19 protein-coding genes are annotated in these 19,422 nt (G+C 63.5%); 10 read left to right on the top strand and 9 right to left on the bottom strand.

The genetic code is table 11. The features are described 5' to 3' along the window. Positions 1-203: 203 nt before the first annotated feature. Positions 204-629 (top strand): Lrp/AsnC family transcriptional regulator, encoded by a 426-nt coding sequence (locus P7F60_RS24855; protein WP_277920390.1) that lies wholly within the window; start codon positions 204-206, stop codon positions 627-629. Here the strand turns inward: P7F60_RS24855 and P7F60_RS24850 are convergent. Then, positions 626-1,348: a UTRA domain-containing protein gene (locus P7F60_RS24850; protein ID WP_277920389.1), complete on the bottom strand. Its 723-nt coding sequence runs from the start codon at positions 1,346-1,348 to the stop codon at positions 626-628. The two genes, P7F60_RS24855 and P7F60_RS24850, sit on opposite strands and share 4 nt — an antisense overlap. A gap of 301 nt (positions 1,349-1,649) precedes the next feature. On the opposite strand from P7F60_RS24850, the gene P7F60_RS24845 reads away from it, so the two are divergent. The 6 genes from P7F60_RS24845 (at position 1,650) to P7F60_RS24820 (ending at position 7,072) form a co-directional block, all read left to right on the top strand. Further along, positions 1,650-2,822, top strand: coding sequence for a CoA transferase (locus P7F60_RS24845; protein ID WP_277920388.1), 1,173 nt, complete (start codon positions 1,650-1,652; stop codon positions 2,820-2,822). Beyond that, positions 2,819-3,973, top strand: a complete 1,155-nt coding sequence (locus P7F60_RS24840) for an acyl-CoA dehydrogenase family protein (RefSeq protein ID WP_277920387.1) — start codon at positions 2,819-2,821, stop codon at positions 3,971-3,973. Before P7F60_RS24845 ends, P7F60_RS24840 begins: the two co-directional genes overlap by 4 nt. Positions 3,974-4,038: 65 nt before the next feature. Then, the gene (locus P7F60_RS24835) at positions 4,039-4,857 is read left to right on the top strand and encodes a transporter substrate-binding domain-containing protein (RefSeq protein ID WP_277920386.1); all 819 of its coding nucleotides are present in this window, start codon (positions 4,039-4,041) and stop codon (positions 4,855-4,857) included. Between the two features lie 130 nt (positions 4,858-4,987). Continuing rightward, positions 4,988-5,635 (top strand): amino acid ABC transporter permease, encoded by a 648-nt coding sequence (locus P7F60_RS24830; protein WP_277920385.1) that lies wholly within the window; start codon positions 4,988-4,990, stop codon positions 5,633-5,635. Further along, the gene (locus P7F60_RS24825; protein ID WP_277920384.1) at positions 5,635-6,297 is read left to right on the top strand and encodes an amino acid ABC transporter permease; all 663 of its coding nucleotides are present in this window, start codon (positions 5,635-5,637) and stop codon (positions 6,295-6,297) included. The genes P7F60_RS24830 and P7F60_RS24825 overlap by 1 nt, the downstream gene beginning before the upstream one ends. Position 6,298: 1 nt before the next feature. Beyond that, positions 6,299-7,072 carry an amino acid ABC transporter ATP-binding protein gene (locus P7F60_RS24820; RefSeq protein ID WP_277920383.1) on the top strand — a complete coding sequence of 258 codons (774 nt, stop codon included), beginning with the start codon at positions 6,299-6,301 and terminating at the stop codon, positions 7,070-7,072. A gap of 1 nt (position 7,073) precedes the next feature. Here the strand turns inward: P7F60_RS24820 and P7F60_RS24815 are convergent, their stop codons facing one another. The 7 genes from P7F60_RS24815 to asnB form a co-directional block, all read right to left on the bottom strand. Then, positions 7,074-7,679, bottom strand: coding sequence for a hypothetical protein (locus P7F60_RS24815; protein ID WP_347276894.1), 606 nt, complete (start codon positions 7,677-7,679; stop codon positions 7,074-7,076). A gap of 303 nt (positions 7,680-7,982) precedes the next feature. Continuing rightward, entirely contained in the window at positions 7,983-9,443 is a 1,461-nt protein-coding gene (zwf, locus tag P7F60_RS24810) for a glucose-6-phosphate dehydrogenase (RefSeq protein ID WP_277920382.1), read from the bottom strand. Positions 9,444-9,631: 188 nt separating this feature from the next. After that, the gene (locus P7F60_RS24805; RefSeq protein WP_277920381.1) at positions 9,632-10,660 is read right to left on the bottom strand and encodes a thioesterase domain-containing protein; all 1,029 of its coding nucleotides are present in this window, start codon (positions 10,658-10,660) and stop codon (positions 9,632-9,634) included. Positions 10,661-10,681: 21 nt separating this feature from the next. Further along, positions 10,682-11,680 carry an NAD(+) synthase gene (nadE, locus tag P7F60_RS24800; protein ID WP_277920380.1) on the bottom strand — a complete coding sequence of 333 codons (999 nt, stop codon included), beginning with the start codon at positions 11,678-11,680 and terminating at the stop codon, positions 10,682-10,684. Then, positions 11,677-13,230: an AMP-binding protein gene (locus P7F60_RS24795; protein ID WP_277920379.1), complete on the bottom strand. Its 1,554-nt coding sequence runs from the start codon at positions 13,228-13,230 to the stop codon at positions 11,677-11,679. The genes nadE and P7F60_RS24795 overlap by 4 nt, the downstream gene beginning before the upstream one ends. 14 nt (positions 13,231-13,244) lie before the next feature. Continuing rightward, a complete protein-coding gene (locus P7F60_RS24790; RefSeq protein ID WP_277920378.1) occupies positions 13,245-13,523 on the bottom strand; it encodes an acyl carrier protein in 279 nt (92 codons plus the stop codon). Between the two features lie 8 nt (positions 13,524-13,531). Beyond that, entirely contained in the window at positions 13,532-15,487 is a 1,956-nt protein-coding gene (asnB, locus tag P7F60_RS24785; RefSeq protein WP_277920377.1) for an asparagine synthase (glutamine-hydrolyzing), read from the bottom strand. A gap of 283 nt (positions 15,488-15,770) precedes the next feature. Here asnB and P7F60_RS24780 point away from each other — a divergent pair, with 283 nt between their 5' ends. Continuing rightward, complete coding sequence (locus P7F60_RS24780; protein ID WP_277920376.1) at positions 15,771-16,529, top strand: HemK/PrmC family methyltransferase; 759 nt, start codon at positions 15,771-15,773, stop codon at positions 16,527-16,529. 187 nt (positions 16,530-16,716) lie between these two features. Here the strand turns inward: P7F60_RS24780 and P7F60_RS24775 are convergent, their stop codons facing one another. After that, on the bottom strand, positions 16,717-17,499 hold the full coding sequence (locus tag P7F60_RS24775) for a response regulator transcription factor (RefSeq protein WP_277920375.1): 783 nt from the start codon (positions 17,497-17,499) through the stop codon (positions 16,717-16,719). 356 nt (positions 17,500-17,855) lie between these two features. On the opposite strand from P7F60_RS24775, the gene P7F60_RS24770 reads away from it, so the two are divergent. Both P7F60_RS24770 and P7F60_RS24765 read left to right on the top strand, forming a co-directional pair. After that, the gene (locus P7F60_RS24770) at positions 17,856-18,548 is read left to right on the top strand and encodes a sugar transferase (RefSeq protein WP_277920374.1); all 693 of its coding nucleotides are present in this window, start codon (positions 17,856-17,858) and stop codon (positions 18,546-18,548) included. Positions 18,549-18,552: 4 nt separating this feature from the next. Next, positions 18,553-19,419 carry a glycosyltransferase gene (locus P7F60_RS24765; RefSeq protein WP_277920373.1) on the top strand — a complete coding sequence of 289 codons (867 nt, stop codon included), beginning with the start codon at positions 18,553-18,555 and terminating at the stop codon, positions 19,417-19,419. The last annotated feature ends 3 nt before the right edge of the window (positions 19,420-19,422 follow it).

Genomic DNA, 19,422 nt, shown 5'->3' with positions numbered 1-19,422 from the left:
GGGCCGAACCGTCTTCGCACGATCCGCAACATCGAACGGCGGCACAAGGCAGCCGGCATGTGTGGATCAGCTGACGATCCCCCGCTCCCTCGGGAAATTCGACGAAATCAGCCTAGGCTGGCATGACGTGAAATGAAATTCGAAACCTGCTCGATGTTTGCCGTCGTATTGCGCAATTTGCGCAATGGCACTAAGCATTCCTGATGCATATTTTCGACGATCTCGATCATCGGCTCATCTCGCTGCTGCGCGAGGATGGGCGCGCGCCCTATTCCAAGATCGCGGCCGTGCTGGGCATCTCCCGGGCGACGGTGCAGACCCGCATCGACCGGCTGCTGGAAAGCGGCGCGGTCCTCGGCTTCACGCTGCGCGTCCGCCAAGATTACGACGACCGCTCGATACGCGCGATCATGATGATCGAGGTCAGCGGCCGCAACACCACGAAAGTCATCAAATACCTGCGCGGCCTGCCGGAGCTGTATGCCCTGCACACGACCAATGGCGGCTGGGATCTGGTGGCCGAAATCCGCGCCAACAGCCTCAGCGACTTCGACCGCATCCTCCGCGAGGTCCGCGACGTCGAGGGCGTTTCCAACAGCGAGACGAGCATTCTGCTGAGCAGCGTCTAATTCGCCTCCGCCGCGCGTCTGTCCGTGCTGACACGATGGCCGGGCCGGAAAGCGACGCGGACGGTGGTGATCGGACCGAGGTCGTTCCAGGTGGTGCGTTGCTGGATCAGCAGCGCCTGACCGTGACGCACCTGAAGCAGGCGGGCATCGCGCCGGTTGGCGTTTTCGGCGGAGAAGGCCAGTTCGGCATGCAGGTAGGGCGCGTTGCGCACCAGCCATTCGTTGACGTTCAGGCGGCGCAGGCTCGACGGATCGAGATCCGGCACGGCGCACAGGTTGATCCAGCGGTCTTCGAGCTGGAAAGGCGTCCCGTCGCCGTAGTGAACGGCACGCATGCGCACGAGCTTCTCCCCCACGGGCAGGCCGAGGCATGCAGCGATTCCGGCCGGCGCGGGGCTCAGCCGATGGGCGACGACGCGGTGACCATAGACGAGGCCCGCCTGCTCCACCTGCTCGCGCACGATGCCGATGGAAAAGCTCGCCTTGCGTACCGGATCGATCGCAATCCGGGTGCCGGCGCGGCGGCGGCGATCCAGCAAACCCTCGTCCGCCAGCATCTGCAGCGCCTTGTTGACCGTCGCGCGCGCCGCGTCGAACTCGATGGCGAGTTCGGCTTCGTCGGGAATGCGCTCGCCCTGCCGCCAGCGGCGCTCGACGATGCGGCGCCGGACTTCGGTCGCGATGGAATGCGCCTTGGCGCCTGCGCGCTTGTCGGTCATCCAATCCTCCCTTCTGACGAGAAGGACGACATTTCCGTTCGAAGCTAGGCGAAAAGAAAAAATATGTCTAGACATAAGCGCGATTACATTTATACATATCGGCATTGCACGGCGGCTGGGAGGACGCATTACATGCAGGCATTCCGCAATACCGCAGATGCGGCCACAGCCTGCGCGCCGGCGCCTGCCGGTCTTTTGCAATACCCCTCTTCCGTCCTCGATCCCGAAAAGATTTCCCCGTCCGCAAGGCGCCGGGCCGGCTGCCGTCCGGCGTCGAGTGCCAGACATGTCGGAGGCATCCATGCCTGAACTGACGCCCGTTTCCACGGGACCGCTTGCCGGAATCAAGGTGCTGGATCTGTCCCGCGTCCTTGCCGGCCCCTATTGCACCGCCCTGCTCGCCGATCTTGGCGCCGAAATCATCAAGTTGGAACCGCCGTCGGGCGACGACTATCGCCATATCGGCCCGTTCCTGAAGGGCGAGAGCGCGCTTTTCACCCTCAACAATCGCGGCAAGAAGAGCCTGGTGCTCGATCTGAAGAAGCCGGAGGACCAGGCGATCGCCCGGGCGATCGCGGCGCGTGTCGACGTAGTTGTGGAGAATTTCCGCCCCGGCGTCGCCGCCCGGCTGGGGATCGGCCCCGAGGAGTTGCGGACGGTCAATCCCCGGCTGGTCTATTGCTCGATTTCCGGTTTCGGCCAGGCCGGGCCGTTCAAGGATCTGCCGGCCTATGATCTCGTCGTCCAGGCCATGTCCGGCCTGATGGCCGGCACCGGCGAAGAGGGTGGCGCGCCGCTCAAGACCGGCGAAAGCATCGCCGACCTGATCGCCGGCCTGTTTGCGAGTTGGTCGATCATGGCGGCGCTGGTGCAGCGCGACCGTACCGGACAGGGCGCGACCCTCGACGTCGCCATGTATGATGCGCTGTTCTCGATGCTGACCACCAGCCATGCGCTGCATCTCTATGCCGGCATGTTGCCGAAGCGGGTCGGCAATCGCCATCCGCTGTCCACGCCGTTCGGCTGCTTTGCGACGACGGACGGGCAGGTGGTGATCGCGGTGCTGAACGGCAAGCAGTTTTCAACCCTTGCGGCGCTGATCGGCACGCCGGAAGCCGCCGCCGACCCGCGCTTCGCCACGGACGAAAGCCGCACCACACACGAGCCTGCCCTGAAGGCACTGATCGAGGCCTGGTCGAAAACCCTGACGACCGAGGACGCCGTGGCGGCGCTGGCTGGCGCTGGCCTGCCGGCCGCGCCGATCTGGGATATCGCCAAGGCTGCGGATAACGAACATTCGGCGGCGCGCGGCCTCGTCAGCCATCTGCCGCATCCGGTGCTCGGGCTCGCTCCAACCATCGGCCAGCCGGTGCGCTTCGACGGCGAAAAGCCGGTCGCCGCCACATCGGCGCCGCGTCTTGGCGGCGATATCGACACTATCCTGCGGGAATTCGGACTGGAGGAAACCCGATGAGCGACGACTGGCACATGCTTTCCGAGGAAGAGGCTTTGTTCTGCGACGTGCTGACCCGCGTCTGCGCCGAACAGATCGCCCCCCTCGCCCATGAGACGGACGAGACCTCCACCTTCGTCCACCGGCAGCTCAAGCTTCTCGGTGAAGTCGGCATGATGGGCGCCAACCTGCCGGAGGAGTATGACGGCAGCGGCATTTCCGCCCCCGCCTTTTTGCGCGCGGTGGCGATCGTTGCCGGCGCCTGCGGCTCGACCGCCTCGGCACTGACGGCGCATTACCTTGCAACCGATTCGATCCTGATCGGCGGCAGCGAGGCGCAGAAGCAGCAATGGCTGCCGAAGGCCGCGACCGGCGAGGCGCTCGGCGCCTTCGCGCTGACCGAGCCCGGCGCCGGCTCCGACCCCGCCGACATGAAGACCCGCGCCCGCCGCACCGAAAGCGGCTGGCACCTCAAGGGCACGAAGTGCTTCATCTCGAATGGCGGCGTCGCAGATTTCATCGTGCTTTATGCCGTCACCGATCCGAAAAAGGCCCATCGCGGCATTTCCGCCTTCATCCTACCGAAGGGCACGCCGGGGCTGGATGCCGGTCCCGCCGAAAAGACCATGGGCCTGAAGGGCGGCCATGTCTTCACGCTCAACATCGACTGTCACCTGCCGGCGGACGCCCTGCTCGGCGAAGAGGGCCGTGGTTTCCGCACCGCCATGCAGGTGCTCGACAATGGCCGCATCGAAGTCGCCGCCCAGTGTCTCGGTCTTGCCGAAGCGGCGATGAACGCCGCCATCGCCTATGCGAAGGAGCGGGTGATCGGCGGCCAGTCGCTCAGCGATCGCCAGGGCATCCGCTGGATGATCGCCGACATGGGTGTCGCCTATCGCGCCGCGCTGCTGCTGTCGCAGGACGCCGCCCGCCAGCGCCAGAAGGCGCATGACGAGGGCGGCCGTTTCACGCTGGCCTCCTCCATGGCCAAGCTCGCGGCCTCCGAAGCGGCCGGCAGGATCGCCGATACGGCGCTGCAGATCCACGGCGGCTATGGCTATACCCGTGATTTTCCGATCGAGCGGATCAACCGCGATCTGCGCATCATGCGAATCTATGAGGGGTCCAGCGAGATCCAGCGCATTATTATCGCGGGAAATATGCTCGCCTGATCTTTACCGGAGCGGCGGAAACGCGTTTGATCCAGCCAGTCCCAGCTTTCACCAAGGAGGATGAAATGAGCCTATCGAAAACGTTGAAATCCCTGCTGTTCGGCATCGCAGCGCTTGCCGCGACCGGTCCGGCGCTCGCCGACCAGCTCGCGGATGTCAAGGCCGCCGGCAAGATCGTCACCGCGACCGACATGCACTACGCCCCCTTCGACGTGCTCAACAACGGCACCTATGAAGGCATGACCAAGGATCTGTTCGACGGCGTCGCCAAGGAACTCGGCGTCGAGCCGGTCTACCAGGACATTCCCTGGACCGCCGAGCTGCCCGGCCTGGAAGTGAAGAAGTTCGACATCGTCATCGCCCCCGTCACCATCACCCCGGAGCGCCTGGAGCGCTACGCCTTCACCCTGCCGATCGCCGATGCGACTGTCTCGCTGGTCAAGGCCGCCAGCAACACCGAGCTGACCAAGCCGGAAGACATCAAGGGCAAGACCGTCGGCGTCCAGCAGGGCACGGCGCAGTTCAAGCAGCTCACCGCCTATGGCGAAAAGCTGGGCGGCGTCACCGTCAAGGAATACGGCACCACGGACGAGGCCTATGCCGACCTCGCCGCCGGCCGTCTCGATGCCGTCGCCGGCTCGCTGCCGAACCTCACCTATCTCGTGAAGAATCGTCCGGAAAGCTTTGCCCTGTTTACGCCGTCGCAATTCGGCGCGCCGACCTATTTTGCCTGGGTTCTGCGCAAGGACGCCGATAGCGCCAGCCTCGTCAAGGCCATCAACGATGCCGTCCTGAAGATGACCGACGACGGCCGCATCAAGGCGATCCAGGAAAAGTGGCTCGGCAGCTACACCGAGCTTCCCCGCGAAGTGCCGACCAAGTAAACGAGACCGGGCGGAGCTTCGGGCTCCGCCCGTTTTCCTCAAGCGCCGCAGTGTCTTGCGGCGGTTGAAAGACAAGGGGTCGGCGCGGATCCGCTATACCGGAAACGCGCCTGGTGACCATGAGGGGCGCATGTTCTCGATTTCCGTCTTCCTGGAAAGTTTCGGCCCGCTGTTCTGGGCCGCCCGTTATACGCTGCTGATCTCGGTGCTCGGCATCGGCTTGGGGCTCGTCATCGGAACGCTGGTCTGCGCCGCCCGGCTCTCGCCCTATGCCTGGCTGCGCCGCTTCGCGATGCTCTGGGTCAGCTTTCTGCGCGGCGTACCGCTTCTGGTACAGCTTCTCGTCTTCTATTACACGCTGCCGGTGATCGGGCTGGACGTGCCGGCCATGGTCGCCGCCGTGGTGACGGTCGGCATCTGCGCCAGCGCCTATATTTCGGAAATCTGGCGCGGCGCCATCGCCGCCCTGCCGCGCGGACAGGCGGAAGCCGCCATCGCCATCGGCATGACCCCGCGCGATATCTGGACACGGGTGATCCTGCCGCAGGCCTTCAACCTGTCGCTGCCCGCCCTCATCAACGAGCTGATCCTGCTGGTCAAGGCATCCTCGCTGGTGTCGGTCGTCGGCATCCTCGAGATCACCCGCGCCAGCCAGGCGCAGGCCGCCACCACCTTCCGGCCGCTGGAAGTCTATATCGCCGCCGCCTGCATCTATCTGGCGATCAACCTCTGCCTCGCGGTGCTCGGTCGCTACCTCGAACACAGGACGGCTATCTGATGGATTGGAGCATCCTGCAACAATACGGCCCCGGTCTGCTCTCCGGCTTCGGCAACACCATCCTCTGCTGGTTCCTGGGCACGATCTTCAGCATGGCGCTCGGCCTCGTCATCGCGCTCGTCCAACGCTACGGCTCGCGCTGGGTCGGACGGATCATTCAGGTCTATATCGAGATCATCCGGGGCACGCCCTTCCTCGTGCAGCTCTTCGTGCTCTATTACGGCGGCCCGCTGGTCGGACTCAGGCTCGATGCCCTGCCCGCCGGCCTGCTGGGCCTCACCATCTATGGCAGCCCCTATTTCGCGGAGATTTTCCGCTCGGGCTTCCGCGCCGTATCGGTCGGCCAGATCGAGGCGGCGCGCGCCATCGGCATGAGCGAACCTTCCATCGTACGCCGCATCCTGCTGCCGCTCGGCCTCGTCTCGTCGCTGCCGGCGCTGGTGAATTTCTCGATCATCCTCACCAAGGAAACGGTCATCCTGTCGATCATCACCGTGCCGGAGCTGATGTACCAGGTCCAGCGCATGTCGACCGAAACCTTCCGTTATCTGGAGGCCAACCTCGTGCTGGCGCTGTTCTTCTGGGCTTTGGTCGAGACCATCTCGAATGTCGGCCGCTGGCTCGAAGCGCGCGTCACCAAACATCTCATCGAAAGGACTTAGGATGGTTGCTGCCTCTTCCGTCGAGATCCGCAAGGTCAACAAGCATTTCGGCACCTTTCACGCGCTGAAGGACATCGATCTCACCATTCCCCCGGGCAAGGTCACCTGCCTGATCGGCCCCTCGGGGTCCGGCAAGTCCACCCTGCTGCGCTGCATCAACTTTCTCGAACAATATGATTCCGGCGAGATCCGCATCGACGGCACGATGATCGGCTATGACGCGCCCGGCAGGAAGATGCCCGGCCGTAAGCTGCGCGAGATGCGCCGCTCCATCGGCATGGTATTCCAGCAGTTCAATCTCTGGCCGCACATGACCGCGCGCGAAAACGTTGCCGAAGGGCTGATGCGGGTGCGCGGCATGTCCAAGAGCGAGGCAAGCCAGCGCGCCGCCGAGGCGCTGACCAAGGTCGGGCTCGCAGACAGGATGGCGAACCACCCTTCCCGCCTCTCCGGCGGCCAGCAGCAGCGCGTGGCGATCGCCCGCGCCATCGCCATGGAACCGCGGCTAATGCTGTTCGACGAGCCGACCTCTGCGCTCGACCCGGAGTTGGTCGGCGAAGTGCTGAACGTCATGAAGACGCTGGCGAGCGAAGGCATGACCATGGTGGTCGTGACGCATGAAATGGGCTTCGCCGCCCATGTCGCCGATCAGGTGGTGTTCATGGAAAAGGGCGAACTGGTCGGCGTCGACAGCCCCGACCGCATCCTGCATCACCCGCAGGACGCCCGCATCCAGTCCTTCCTGCGCACCTATCACGAACGCAACAGTTTCTGAGTCACGCTGCTCGCGGCGCGCCGTCTGCGATGTCGAGGAACAGCTCGGTCATCATCACCATGGCCTGACAGGCAACTGACAGGAGAGCGTGCTCGTTCGGCCCGTGCTGGCCGCATTCGGCATGGGCATGTGGCAGCCAGATCGTCGGCAGGCCGAGGATGTCGACGAACATCTCGTTCGGCAGCGAGCCGGCGAGGTTCGGCAGGATATGCGGCGGCTGCCGCGTACTGCGGGCGACGGACTCGCAGACGAAGCGCACCCAGGGATTGTCGAGCGAGAAACGCGTCGCCTTGAAGGGCTCGCCCCGGCAAGCGATCTCGACCATCTCGAAACCATTGGTCTCCAGATGGCGCCGCAGCGCTGGCACGATGTCGTCGACATCGGTGCCGACAACGAAACGCAACTGCCCGACGGCGCGCGCCACGCCGGAAATCGCCGATTGCGACGCGGCAATCGCTCCGGACGAAGTGGCGAGCAGCGCGAAGGAATTCCAGCCGAAAACGCGTTCGGAGGGCGTCAGTTCCTGCGCCTCGCCATTGCAGACATCGCCGTGGCCATACACCAGCACGGCCGGCAAGGCCGCACCCTCGATATGGCTGGCGATCATCAGGGGTGGCCCGCCGGGCAGCGGATTGTCGTGGATGGCGATTTCGAGGCCATGGTCCTGAAGCAGCGGCCCGATATCCTCGGCCAGATAGGCTCATAGCTCCTCGGGCGTCCCCTCGGACTGGCTGACGGACTGGCGCGCGACAAGGCGCGCCAAATCCTGCTTCAATCGGCCGCTTTCGACATAGTCGACGGCTTGGGCGCGACAGGTTTCACAGGACATGGCAGACCTCGGGGACAAAAAGCAAGGCCTCGCCATGAGGTCGTAGCCGGCGAATGCGCCGGCTGCAATCTCCTTTGACGATCACTCACCCTTTGCCGAATCCCGCCAAGCGCGCTCGAAGGGCAGGCGCCAGGCATGTGGGGCGATGAGCTGGTGGATCGATTTCGGTCCCCAGCTTCCCTGGTCGTAGAGGCGGACCGGCGGCGGGTTTTCGAGCAGCGGCTGGGAAATTTCCCAGAGACGCTCGATGCCCTCGGCGGTGGTGAACAACGTGTGGTCGCCGCGCATGGCGTCGAGGATCAGGCGCTCATAAGCTTCCAGCACCTCGCCGATCAGGCCGGTTTCGCTCATGGCGAATTGCAACGACAGCTTGTCGAGCCGAAAGCCCGGGCCCGGACGCTTGCCGTAGAAGGACAGCGACACCTTGGAGGCATCGGCCAGGTCGAAGGTCAGATGATCGGGCCCCTGCGCGCCGACACCGGAACCGGCCGGGAACATCGATTTCGGCGGCTCGCGGAAGGCGATCGAGATGATGCGCTGTCCCTCGGCCAGGCGTTTGCCGGTGCGCAGGAAGAAGGGCACGCCGGCCCAACGCCAGTTGTCGATGGCGCATTTGAGCGCAATGAAAGTATCCGTGTCGCTTTCCGGATCGACGCCCGGCTCCTTGCGATAGCCGATATACTGGCCGCGCACCACGTCGCGCGGCTCGATCGGCAGCATGGAGCGGAACACCTTGTTCTTTTCTTCCGAGATCGGCGCCGGCTCGAGTGCCGTCGGCGGCTCCATCGCCATGAAGGCGAGAATCTGAAAAAGGTGGGTGACCACCATGTCGCGATAGGCGCCGGTGGTCTCGTAGAAGGCGGCGCGGGTGGAAAGGCCCAGCGTCTCCGGCACGTCGATCTGCACATGATCGATGAAGTTGCGGTTCCAGATCGGCTCGAACAGGCCATTGGCGAAGCGGAAGGCGAGAATGTTCTGCGCCGGCTCCTTGCCGAGGAAATGGTCGATGCGGAAAATCTGCTTTTCGTCGAAGACTTCGTGCAGCTTCTTGTTCAACTCGACGGCACTGGCGAGGTCGGTGCCGAACGGCTTCTCCATGATGATGCGGCAATGCTCCACCAGCCCGGCCTCGGCAAGAAGCTGCACGGCCGACAGGGCGGCCTTGGGCGGCACGGAGAGATAATGCACGCGCCGCGTCTCCGGCCCCAGCGCCTCTTCGGCCCGGTTGACCGCTTCCTTCAGCACGCCGGCGCCGGCCGACAGCGGCACGTAATCCAGCGAGGCGGAGAAAGCCTCCCACTCGGCCTGCGTGAATTTGCGGGTCAGGAATTTTTCCAGCGCTTCGCGGGCAATGGCACGGAAACCATCGGCGTCGATATCGTCGAGCGAGACGCCAACGATCCGGCAACCCGGGATGAAGCCCGCCTTGATGAGATGAAACAATCCCGGCAGCAGCTTGCGCCGTGAAAGATCGCCGGTTGCGCCGACGAGAACGACGACCTGTGGAAAGCCGGGGCCGACCCGCGTGGAATTTTTCAGCAAGACACCCGTTCCGAATTCTTCTGTTGCACTTTGCGCCTGGGACGGGACCGCGGCTGCCAAAGGCTTGCGCCGCCGCGAGGCGGCTGTCGTCATGCCCGAAGCTGCCACGGCAAATCCTCACCCGATTCAAGGTCGAATAGAGGCATGGATTGCGAGGCGGATCAAGTGGCTGTCGTCGGATCAGGCCATCACGAACCCGGGGCCTTGCCGAGCGCCAGCATCGTGAAATCGCCCTGTTGTCTGGCGAGCCTTTGCGCTGGCGGCTCGGTCTTGCCCGGCGGCAGGCCGCGAAGGATGGATTTCAGGTCGGACGCTAGCTCGCCGACATGGGTCGAAAGACAGGTGGCATGGTGGCCGCGCAGCCGGATATGGCGAAAATTCGCTGCGACTCGAGCCCATTGCACACCGTCATACATGCCGCAACGGCGCCCGCCGCCATCCATGCCGGTCGACAGCGCCACGATCGGGATCTGCGTCGGCAACGGCAGATAGGTCGATACCGAACGCCAGTGGAAGGTCTTGAAGGCGGCATCGGTTTCCCGCACCTGCCGTTCCTGGTCCAGGGCCTCCTGTTCGCCCGCCACCAGATGGCCGCGCCACATCATGCGCCGATGGCCGAGATAGCGGACGAGGCCCAGCAATTCGCGCGGCGACAGATGCAGCAGGCGGCCGATGTTCCAGACGACATGCATGACATCGCCGAAACGCTGTTGGGCCTTCAGCGACCGCGCCTCGGGCGGCGGCAGCATCGCGGCGATCAATTGCTGAACGGCGCGAAAAACCGGCCGCGTGTTCAGAGACGCCGGCTCGATCATCACGACGACCTCAACCTCGTGGCCGCGCTCCCTGAGGCGACGGGCGCATTCATAGGCGATGATCGCACCGTTGCAGTACCCTCCCAGCCGATAGGGGCCTGAAGGACGGAAGGCGAGAATATCTTCGACCATATCCTTGCCCAGCGCCTCGACGCAGGGGCGAAGGCCGGGTTCCTCGATGCTGCGGGGCGCAAGGGCGGCGACCGGATAACCGCATTCGGCAGCGAGGCGGCGCACATAAAGGCCACCCATATCGGTATCGCCGTGAAAGAAGATCAGCGGAATATCGGCACCGTTGTCGTTGTAGCATTTCCATTTCGCGCCCTGATCGGCGCAGGCGCGCCGCCAGAAGCGCAGTTTTTCGAGTCGGCGGTTGCGTGTGTCGTCGTCTGCCTCGGTCATCGGCGTCTCCCCGCGGATGGTTCAAAACACGTCTTCGACGAGCAGTGGGGCAAGATGAAGCGGCCGTGTCGCCTTGCGCTTCGAACGGATATCCTGCCAGACGCGCTCGACCTGAACGGCTGAAAGCCCGGTTGCTCCGGCCGTTTCCTCGACGCTGATTTTCTCGTTCATCGCATAGAGGCAAAGGTCCATGCGGTCATGCGGCAGCGAGAAATAGAATTCCTCCTGCGTCTGGGCGAGCGACCAGGTGTCGGTGGTCGGCGGGCGCCGGCAGATGTCCTCGGGAACGCCCAGATATTCAGCAAGCTGGTAAACCTGGGACTTGTAGAGATGGGCGATGGGTTTGACATCGGCGGCACCGTCGCCGTTCTTGACGAAAAAGCCCTGGTCGTATTCCAGCCGGTTCGGCGTGCCGAGCACGGCATAGTTCAGCCGGTCGGCATGATAGTATTCCATCTGCTTGCGTGTGCGCTGCTTCATGTTGGTGGCGGCGATGATGGCGAGATAGATGGCCGCCGGCAGTCGGTGGCGACTCATGGTGCCGTCCGGCGCCTGCAGCACCAGCATGGAAATCGCGTAGCTCTCGCCTTCCAGCGGGCTGTTGATCGACACCTTGCAGGACCAGCCCGGCCCATAGGCGGGCTCGATGCTGCGGATCGCGGCATCGCGGCGTCCGTAGCAATCCATGGCGGCAAGGATCGGGCCGATTTCCTCGACGGTCCATTTGATGCCGAAGGTCTCGGCCACCCTGCGGCCGAGCGCCAGACTTTCGGGATCGGAATCGTTTTCCGGCATCAGCAGCGCAAAAACCGCATTCGATCCCAGCGCCCGCACGGCGAGCGCCGCCGACACGCTGGAATCGATCCCGCCCGAGAGACCGAGGACCAGCCCGCGCCGGCGCAGGTCGAAATGCACCTGTTCGCGCAAGTTCGAGGTGATTCGCCCGACTTCGGCGGCTGCGTCGATGCGCAGGCTTTGCGGCGAAAGCGGCGGTTGGACGGTGCGGAGGATCGCGCTCATACTACAGACTCCATGGCTCGTTCGTAGTCTTCCGCGGCCAGCCGGCGGCTGACCTTGCCGGTATCGGTCTTGGGCAGTTCGGTGCGCAGCGACACCGCGCGCGGCACCATGAAATCCTCCAGATGCCGCTGGCAATGACGGATGACCGCCTGTTCGGTGACGTCGGCGCCGGACGCGACGACGACGGCATGGACCGACTGGCCGAGAACGGCGTCCGGCCTGCCGAAGACCACCGCTTCGACGATGCCGGGCATGGCATGGATGACCGCCTCGACCTCCTTGGGCGCGACCTTCTCGCCACGCGTCTTGATGATGTCGTCCTTGCGACCGACGAAATAGAGGAAACCGTCCTCGTCGGTGCGAAAGAGATCGTTTGTCATCAGCACCTTTTCCCAGGGGTTGAAGCCAGGTTTAAGCACGCGCGCGGTGGCGGCATCGTCCTCCCAATAACCCTGCATGACGTGCGGGCCGCGAATGACCAGCTCGCCGGTAACGCCAGGCGCCACCTTCCTTCCGTCATCGTCGACGACATAGGCCTGCGTGTTCGGTATGGCGATGCCGACCGAACCGGGGCGGATGTCGAGCTCGGCGGGCGGCAGGTAGGTGCAGCGCTTGCATTCGGTCAGCCCATACATGGAATAAAGCGTCACGCCTGGGAACAGGGCCCGCAACCTGGCGATATGTTCCGGCGGCAGGGCGGCGGCGGTGTTGGTGATGTAGCGCAGGCCCGGCAGGAAGTCCGGCTGCAGATCGCGCATGCCGAGAATCATCGCCGCCATGGTCGGCACCAGCGGGAAGCCGGTCACCTTCTCGCGCCGCATGGTCTCGAATACCGCCTGCGGGAAGGCGAAGGATTTTTCCAGCACGATGGTCGCGCCCATGCGTATGGCCATCAGCACCTGGTAGAGGCCGTAATCGAAGGCGACCGGCAACACGTTGAGGATGATGTCGTCGGGCGTGTTTTCGAGGTAGGTCGTGATCGAGCGCGAGGCCGCCTCGATGTTGCGATGGGTCATCATCACCCCCTTGGGGCGGCCGGTCGAACCCGAAGTGTAGATCAGCATGGCGAGATCGATATCGATACCGCCATGGGGCATCGGCCGGGCGTCGCCGCAGATGCAGTCCATAAAGCCGAGGGCGCCGGGCGGCAGCGCCTGCGTCTCTCCCGAGATGACGGTGAGGACGACATCCGGGGCCTCGGCGAGCGCCTCGTCCAGCACCGGACGGAGACTGGCCTGCGCGATGACCGCCCGCGCCCGGCAATTGCGCAAGACATAAGCGAGCTTGGCCGCCTTGGTGGAGGGATTGACCGGGCTGAACACCGCACCGGCCTTCAGCACCGAAAAGATCGCGACCACCGCCTCCCAGCGATTGTCCATGAAGATGACGACGCGGTCGCCCGGCATGACCCCGCCCTCCTGCAGGCGCGCGGCCAGCCGGTCGGAGGCAGCGTCGAGCGCGGCGTAGCTCAGCCTTGTCGCACCGGCGATGACAGCCGTCTTGTCGCCGTATCGCCCGGCGCTTTCCTTCAGGAAATCCTCGACACGCATCGCCGCCTCCGCGTCTAGCTTGCCACGGCAAGCGGGGCTGAAACGGCCGACTTGCCGGCCACGAAGGCCGCGACCCTGGCGATGGAATCGAAATTAGACGGCAGGATCTCGACGTCGGCGACGGTGATGGCGAACGTATCCTCGACGAAACTGACGAGTTCGAGGATGCCGGTGGAATCGACGACATCGTTCTCGATGAGCGAATCGTCGTCCAACAGGGCGCGCGTGGTATCGCCGAACAGGAAGCTTTCGACAATAAAGGCCCGGATTTGCTCTTTCAGGTACATCATCATGCCTCTCCTCAGTTCACTGCCGCCAGAAGGCGGTCGCCATCGTTCAAAAGGGATTGTCTGGTAAAAGTCCGATGCCAGAGCTGGGTGGACAGGATGCCGACGAAGGCGGCGTTGTCCCGGAAGCCATCCGTCTGGCGGCGGCATTTTTCGATCAGCTTCCCGGCCGCGGCCGGATTGAAGAGCCCGGTCTCCTCCAGCGCCTGGGCGGAGAAGCAGCAGCGGACATAATCCGGCTCCTGTCCCGCCAGGAAGGAACGGCTGTCGGGGGCGCGGTAGGGCTGTTTGGTGCGCTGCGCGATGGCGGGCGGCAGGAGATCGGCCACGGCCCGGCGCAGGATATGCTTTTCCACGAAGCCGCGAAGCTTCAACGAGGGCTTAAGCCGCGCGGCATAATCGACGACGCGGTGGTCGAGGAAGGGGAAACGTCCTTCGACGCCATGCGCCATGGCCATCCGGTCGCCCTGGCTCGACAGGATGTAATCCGGCAACAGGAATTTTGTTTCGAGATATTGCGCCTGATGTTGCGGATGCCAGCGGCCGAAATCACCGGGCAGGCGGGCGAGGATCTCGTCGGTGGCGTCATATCCCTCGAGCGTCTTGCGCAGATCGCCGGAAAAGAAGAGCTTCGCAGCCGCCGTGCTGCGATAGCGCGGGCGATGCGAGAAGAGCGGATCGCCGATATCCTCGCCCTTCGCACCGAAAAAGGCGGCCAGGGATTCCGGAGTCTGCTGGGTCAATCCCGGCAGATAGGGATAGAGGCGGCTGAAGAGCAGCGGTCGGCGACGCGAGCCCGGCTGGCGGGCGCAGAAGCGGCGAACGTTGGCCTCCTTGAAGAGATCGTAGCCGGCAAATACCTCGTCGGCACCCTCGCCGGTCAGCACCACTTTCATGCCCGCATCGCGCACATGGCGCGACAGGACATGCAGCGGCGCCGGCGCGCTGCGGATGACCGGTTTTTCCGTATGGGCGATGACGGCCGGGAATGCGCCGGCGATCTCCTCCGGCCCGCAGGCGACGGCGGAATGACGGGTTCCGAGCGCAGAGACCATCTGCTGCTGGAACGGGCTTTCGTCATGCTCCGGCGTATCGAAGGTCACGGAAAAGGTGCGCAAGCCCGAGGCGGCATAGGGTTTCGCCAGCGCGCAGGTCACCGAGGAATCGAGCCCGCCCGAGAGATAGGCGCCCACGGGGACATCGGCGCGCATACGGATCGCCGTCGCATCGTCGAGAAGCGCGAGCAATTCCTCGGCAATGGCCTGCTCATCCTGCGCGCCGCAGACATCCTGCGGAAAGTCGAGATCCCAATATTGCCGGATGGCCATACCCGATCCATCCAGCACCATGCAATGACCGGCCGGCAGTTCCAGAACGCCTTTGAACATGGTGCGCGGCGGAACAGGCGCCCAGCAGGTGAAAACCTGGTCGAGCGCGAAGGGATCAATTTCGGCCTCGATTCCGGGCACTTCCAGCAGCGCCTTGATTTCAGAAGCGAAGAAGACCATGCCGCGCCGCTCGGCATAGAACAGCGGCCGCACGCCCATCCTGTCGCGGGCGACCAGCATCCGTCCTTGCCGGCTGTCCCAGATGGCGAAGGCGAAATCGCCGTTCAGTTCGTCGATGCAGGCGTCGCCCTTCTCTTCATAGAGATGCAGGATCACTTCGGTGTCGGAGGCGGTGCGGAAGCGATACCCCTTCGCTTCCAGCATTCTGCGGAGTTCGACATGATTGAAGACTTCGCCGTTGAAGCTGATCCACAGTGCGCCGTCGGCATTGCACATCGGCTGCTGGCCATCGGCCAGGCCGACGATCGAAAGACGCCGATGGCCGAAGCCGGCAGCAATTTCGGCATGAACGCCGGAATCGTCGGGGCCGCGATGGCGCAGCGCATGGCTCATGCGCTGCAGGACGATTTCCGCCGCATCAGGGGCCATGCCATGGCCGAAATATCCGACAATTCCACACATACTCGCCTCACAATGCAGGGTTCGCCGCAAAGTCTCGCGACGCCATTTCCGCAAGACCAAGCTTGTCGGCGCTTCACGGGCGAAGCAACGGCGCAAAGGGACTACCCCGGGCGGGATGATTAGCCGTCCCGGCGCATACGCGAAGGAGGTAACTCGCATGCGCCGTGACCGCGATCTTTACGCCCCCGAATTCTGGTGGGACCATCGCCGCCGTGGGGGCCGCCGGCTTCGGCATAGGTATGCGCGCGGCGTGTGCAATAGCCCCGGCGGCGGAGGAAAATCGATGTCACGCAATGATCGGCAATCAACGCCCTCCGATATGGCGGAGGATTTGTTCCATCCCGGAGACGTAGCGCTCTCGCAACCGGAGATGAACACGTTCAAGAACAAGTTGGCGACTTTCATGGATCTCAGCTTCCGGCTGGGGCCGAATGTGCTTGCGCCGCGCAAGGAAACCGAGCTGCTGGCCAAGGTTTGCATCGAGCGCCTGTCGAAGGGTCCGGCGCGCCCGCGCGTCATCGACATGTGTTGCGGCTGCGGCAATCTGGCGATCGCCATCGCACATCAGATTCGCGACGCCGACGTCTGGGCCTGCGACCTGACCGCCGATACCGTAGCGGTCGCCTGGAACAATGTGCTGCGCTACGAACTGCAAAATCGCGTCACCGTCGTGCAGGGCGATATGTTCGAGAACATCAGGAACATCGGGCTGGAAGGCCAGGTGGATCTGGTGATGTGCAATCCGCCCTATATTTCCACCGGCCGGCTGAACGGCGATCGCGCCCATCTGCTCGATTCCGAACCGCGCGAAGCCTTCGACGGCGGGCCTTACGGCATTTCCATCCAGCAGCGGCTGGTGCGGGAGGCCCTGGACTTCCTGAAGCCCGGCGGCTGGCTGGCCTTCGAATTCGGCCACGGGCAGGAACGGCAGGCCGCATCGATGATCACCCGCACCAAGGCCTACAGCGAGGTGCTGTTCGTTCTCGACCCCAACGGCATTCCGCGCGTGGCGATCACCACGAAACTTGCCTCTCCTTTATGACGCAGTCGCGGGCGCGATCCAAAGCGCGACAAGCAGACTGATCTCTCCAAAAAAATCGAGCATCGAAACAACGCGATAGAGCATCGCCCACGGACGCGGGGCGTGCTCCGGAACGAAAATTCACCCGACAGACAATGAGAGCGTTTCCGGCGAACCGGAGACGCTCCAGGCCGATCGAGTCTTCGCCCTAATGGGATTGGGAAGGCGGCGTGAAATCCGGATCGGCCAAAGCCCAGATGGCGGCTTGCGTGCGGTTCTTCACGTCGATCTTGCGCAGGATGGTCTTGATATGAACCTTGACGGTGCTTTCGGTGATGTTGAGGTCGCGGGCGATCTGCTTGTTGGATTCGCCGCTCATCACAAGCTTGAGGATGGCGGTCTCGCGCGGCGAAAGGTTGCGCAGGCGCAGGCCGGCCCGCGCATTGTTCAGCACGAGACGGGCCGCCGTTTCATCGGCAACGGCCCCGGTGTCTTCACGATCCGCCGTCTCGGGTTCGGCCCGGATGATTCGCTCCTCCACGAGGGATGGCGGACGCATGGAGAGCGGCAGAGTCATCGCCGCCGCGGCACGACCATCCCGCGCCATCGGCCAGCCGGCAACGACCGAGCACTCCTCCGAAATCAGTTGCAGCGCCTTTACGAAGCTCTCGGACGACAGGTTCTTGTGCAGATAGCCCTTGGCGCCACGTTCCAGGATCGCCGTCGAGGCCCTGTCTTCATGGGTATCGACGACGACGGCGATGCGGGCGAGACGATTGGCGGCGAGAATGCATTCGATGAATTCGAAAACTGTCGCGCCGGCGGGATTGCCGATGACATACAGGGTCGCGGAATCCGTCGCCGGCACGCTGTGGAGGTCGTGCAACGTCTCGCCAATTCCCAGGACTTCGAACGATGCCGCCCCAAGGATCAATCGCGTGCCCTCGCGAAACAACCGACAGGAATCGAATATATACGTAGGGATAAGCATGATACGTCTTCCCTCTTTTCAGGCCCCTCACTTCCTCGCAAAGGTGTTTGCCTCTCGCCGCGCGCAAATATTAAAACGAAAATTCAGCTCAACTGACTTTCCGGGAAACTTCGCCGCGAATCAAATATTCAAACAATTATAATGTAATATCCGATTATCCATTTCAACGTTAAAAATCAATCTATTCATATTGAACTATATATAAGCATATATAGTTACATTTTACGTCATTCATAGCTATTTCGATTGTGTTACCTTGGAGGTACTCCCTCAGTTTCCTTGCAAACGCCCTCGCTGCAATGGTGTGCTTGCTCCTCGATAGACCTGAATGACTGTCCGGTTTTGGAGGACTTGCCGTGAATCAATTGCAAAAGTTCGGCGATGCATCCGTGTCGTCACGCGCCGTGCCGCTGGCGGCATGGCCTGTCCGCCAGTCCCCCTGGAGCGCGACGGCAAAGCGTATCTTCGATGTGACGCTTGCGCTTGCCCTGCTTGTGGTCATTGCGCCGCTGCTGCTGGTGATCGCGGTTCTCGTGTCGCTTGATGGCGGTCCCGTCCTCTACCGGCATTCGCGCGTCGGCAGGGGCATCACGCCGTTCGACTGCCTGAAATTCAGGACCATGATCGTCGATGCCGACCATTGCCTGACCGAATATCTCGGCCACCACCCCAAGGCCAGCGACGAATGGGCCCGTGACCAGAAGCTGATGTTCGACCCCCGTATCACGCCGATCGGCAAGGTCCTGCGCAGGACCAGCTTCGACGAGCTGCCGCAAATCTTCAACGTGCTGCGTGGCGAGATGAGCCTCGTCGGCCCGCGGCCGGTCACCAGCGCCGAGCTTGCCCGCTACAAGGAACATGTCGGCGCATACGCCAGCGTTCTGCCCGGCATCACCGGCCTGTGGCAGGTCAGCGGTCGCAACGACGTCAGCTACCAGCGCCGCGTCGAGCTGGATGTCGATTACGTGCGTCGCCAGACACTCCTGCTCGACCTGATTATCCTGGCCCGCACGCCACGCGTGATCCTGTCCTCCACCGGTGCGAGGTGACATCATGGACGGACGCGAGGCAAGCTCACAGATCGCCGGCGACCCGGCTCGGGCGATGGGCATATCGGTGCTGATGGCGACCTATGCCCGGGAGAAAGCATCGAACCTTTCCGCCAGCCTGGAAAGCCTTCGCATCCAGACACGCGCCGCCGACCAGATCGTGCTGGTGCTGGATGGTCCCGTTGGAGCCGACCAGGAAAAGGTGATCGCCAATTTCGATGCCCTCGATGCGCCCTGGGACTTCCTGGTGGTCCGGCTTGAAAAGAACTGCGGGCTGGCGGATGCGCTGAATGCGGGCCTGGCCGTCTGCACCCAGCCCTTCATCCTGCGTATGGACAGCGACGATATCTGCCTGCCGGACCGTATCGCCCTCGAGATGGATTATCTCGAGGGCCACCCGGACATCGGGCTCGTCGCCTCCTGGGCCGAGGAATTCTACGACGAGAACCCGGCGACCCGGCTGCGCACAGCGCCAACGACCCATGAGGCGATCGTGCAGGCGCTCCACTGGCGCAACATCGTCGTCCACCCCTCGGTCGCGTTCCGGGCGGAGGCGCTGCGCTCGGCCGGCGGCTATCGCATGAAATTCGGCCTGCTGGAGGATTACGACCTCTGGATTCGCATGGCGCTGGCCGGCGTGCGCTTTCACATCATCCCCAAAGTCCTGGTCAAATCGCGGACGGGAGCCGGGCTCAACGAGCGGCGTGGCGGCCTCGTCTATGCCGTCAACGAAATCCGCTTCCGATACCACTATCTGCGCGCGGGATTTCTGACGATGCGGCAGTTCCTGATGGTGACAACGCTCTATGTCGGCTTCCGCATCATCTCAGGTCCGATGCGCGGAAGGCTCTATGCATTCGTCAGAAGCTGAGGC

Source organism: Rhizobium sp. YJ-22, assembly GCF_029601685.1.
Lineage (GTDB): Bacteria > Pseudomonadota > Alphaproteobacteria > Rhizobiales > Rhizobiaceae > Metarhizobium.
This window is presented reverse-complemented; position numbering and strand designations above follow the sequence as displayed.

What these genes read in the sequence shown, in the direction of transcription:
- P7F60_RS24855 (WP_277920390.1), top strand. Translation starts at nt 204, where the DNA reads ATGCATATTTTCGACGATCTCGATCATCGGCTCATCTCGCTGCTGCGC.
- P7F60_RS24850 (WP_277920389.1), bottom strand. Translation starts at nt 1,348, where the DNA reads ATGACCGACAAGCGCGCAGGCGCCAAGGCGCATTCCATCGCGACCGAA.
- P7F60_RS24845 (WP_277920388.1), top strand. Translation starts at nt 1,650, where the DNA reads ATGCCTGAACTGACGCCCGTTTCCACGGGACCGCTTGCCGGAATCAAG.
- P7F60_RS24840 (WP_277920387.1), top strand. Translation starts at nt 2,819, where the DNA reads ATGAGCGACGACTGGCACATGCTTTCCGAGGAAGAGGCTTTGTTCTGC.
- P7F60_RS24835 (WP_277920386.1), top strand. Translation starts at nt 4,039, where the DNA reads ATGAGCCTATCGAAAACGTTGAAATCCCTGCTGTTCGGCATCGCAGCG.
- P7F60_RS24830 (WP_277920385.1), top strand. Translation starts at nt 4,988, where the DNA reads ATGTTCTCGATTTCCGTCTTCCTGGAAAGTTTCGGCCCGCTGTTCTGG.
- P7F60_RS24825 (WP_277920384.1), top strand. Translation starts at nt 5,635, where the DNA reads ATGGATTGGAGCATCCTGCAACAATACGGCCCCGGTCTGCTCTCCGGC.
- P7F60_RS24820 (WP_277920383.1), top strand. Translation starts at nt 6,299, where the DNA reads ATGGTTGCTGCCTCTTCCGTCGAGATCCGCAAGGTCAACAAGCATTTC.
- P7F60_RS24815 (WP_347276894.1), bottom strand. Translation starts at nt 7,679, where the DNA reads ATGATCGCCAGCCATATCGAGGGTGCGGCCTTGCCGGCCGTGCTGGTG.
- P7F60_RS24805 (WP_277920381.1), bottom strand. Translation starts at nt 10,660, where the DNA reads ATGACCGAGGCAGACGACGACACACGCAACCGCCGACTCGAAAAACTG.
- nadE (WP_277920380.1), bottom strand. Translation starts at nt 11,680, where the DNA reads ATGAGCGCGATCCTCCGCACCGTCCAACCGCCGCTTTCGCCGCAAAGC.
- P7F60_RS24795 (WP_277920379.1), bottom strand. Translation starts at nt 13,230, where the DNA reads ATGCGTGTCGAGGATTTCCTGAAGGAAAGCGCCGGGCGATACGGCGAC.
- P7F60_RS24790 (WP_277920378.1), bottom strand. Translation starts at nt 13,523, where the DNA reads ATGATGATGTACCTGAAAGAGCAAATCCGGGCCTTTATTGTCGAAAGC.
- asnB (WP_277920377.1), bottom strand. Translation starts at nt 15,487, where the DNA reads ATGTGTGGAATTGTCGGATATTTCGGCCATGGCATGGCCCCTGATGCG.
- P7F60_RS24780 (WP_277920376.1), top strand. Translation starts at nt 15,771, where the DNA reads ATGTCACGCAATGATCGGCAATCAACGCCCTCCGATATGGCGGAGGAT.
- P7F60_RS24775 (WP_277920375.1), bottom strand. Translation starts at nt 17,499, where the DNA reads ATGCTTATCCCTACGTATATATTCGATTCCTGTCGGTTGTTTCGCGAG.
- P7F60_RS24765 (WP_277920373.1), top strand. Translation starts at nt 18,553, where the DNA reads ATGGACGGACGCGAGGCAAGCTCACAGATCGCCGGCGACCCGGCTCGG.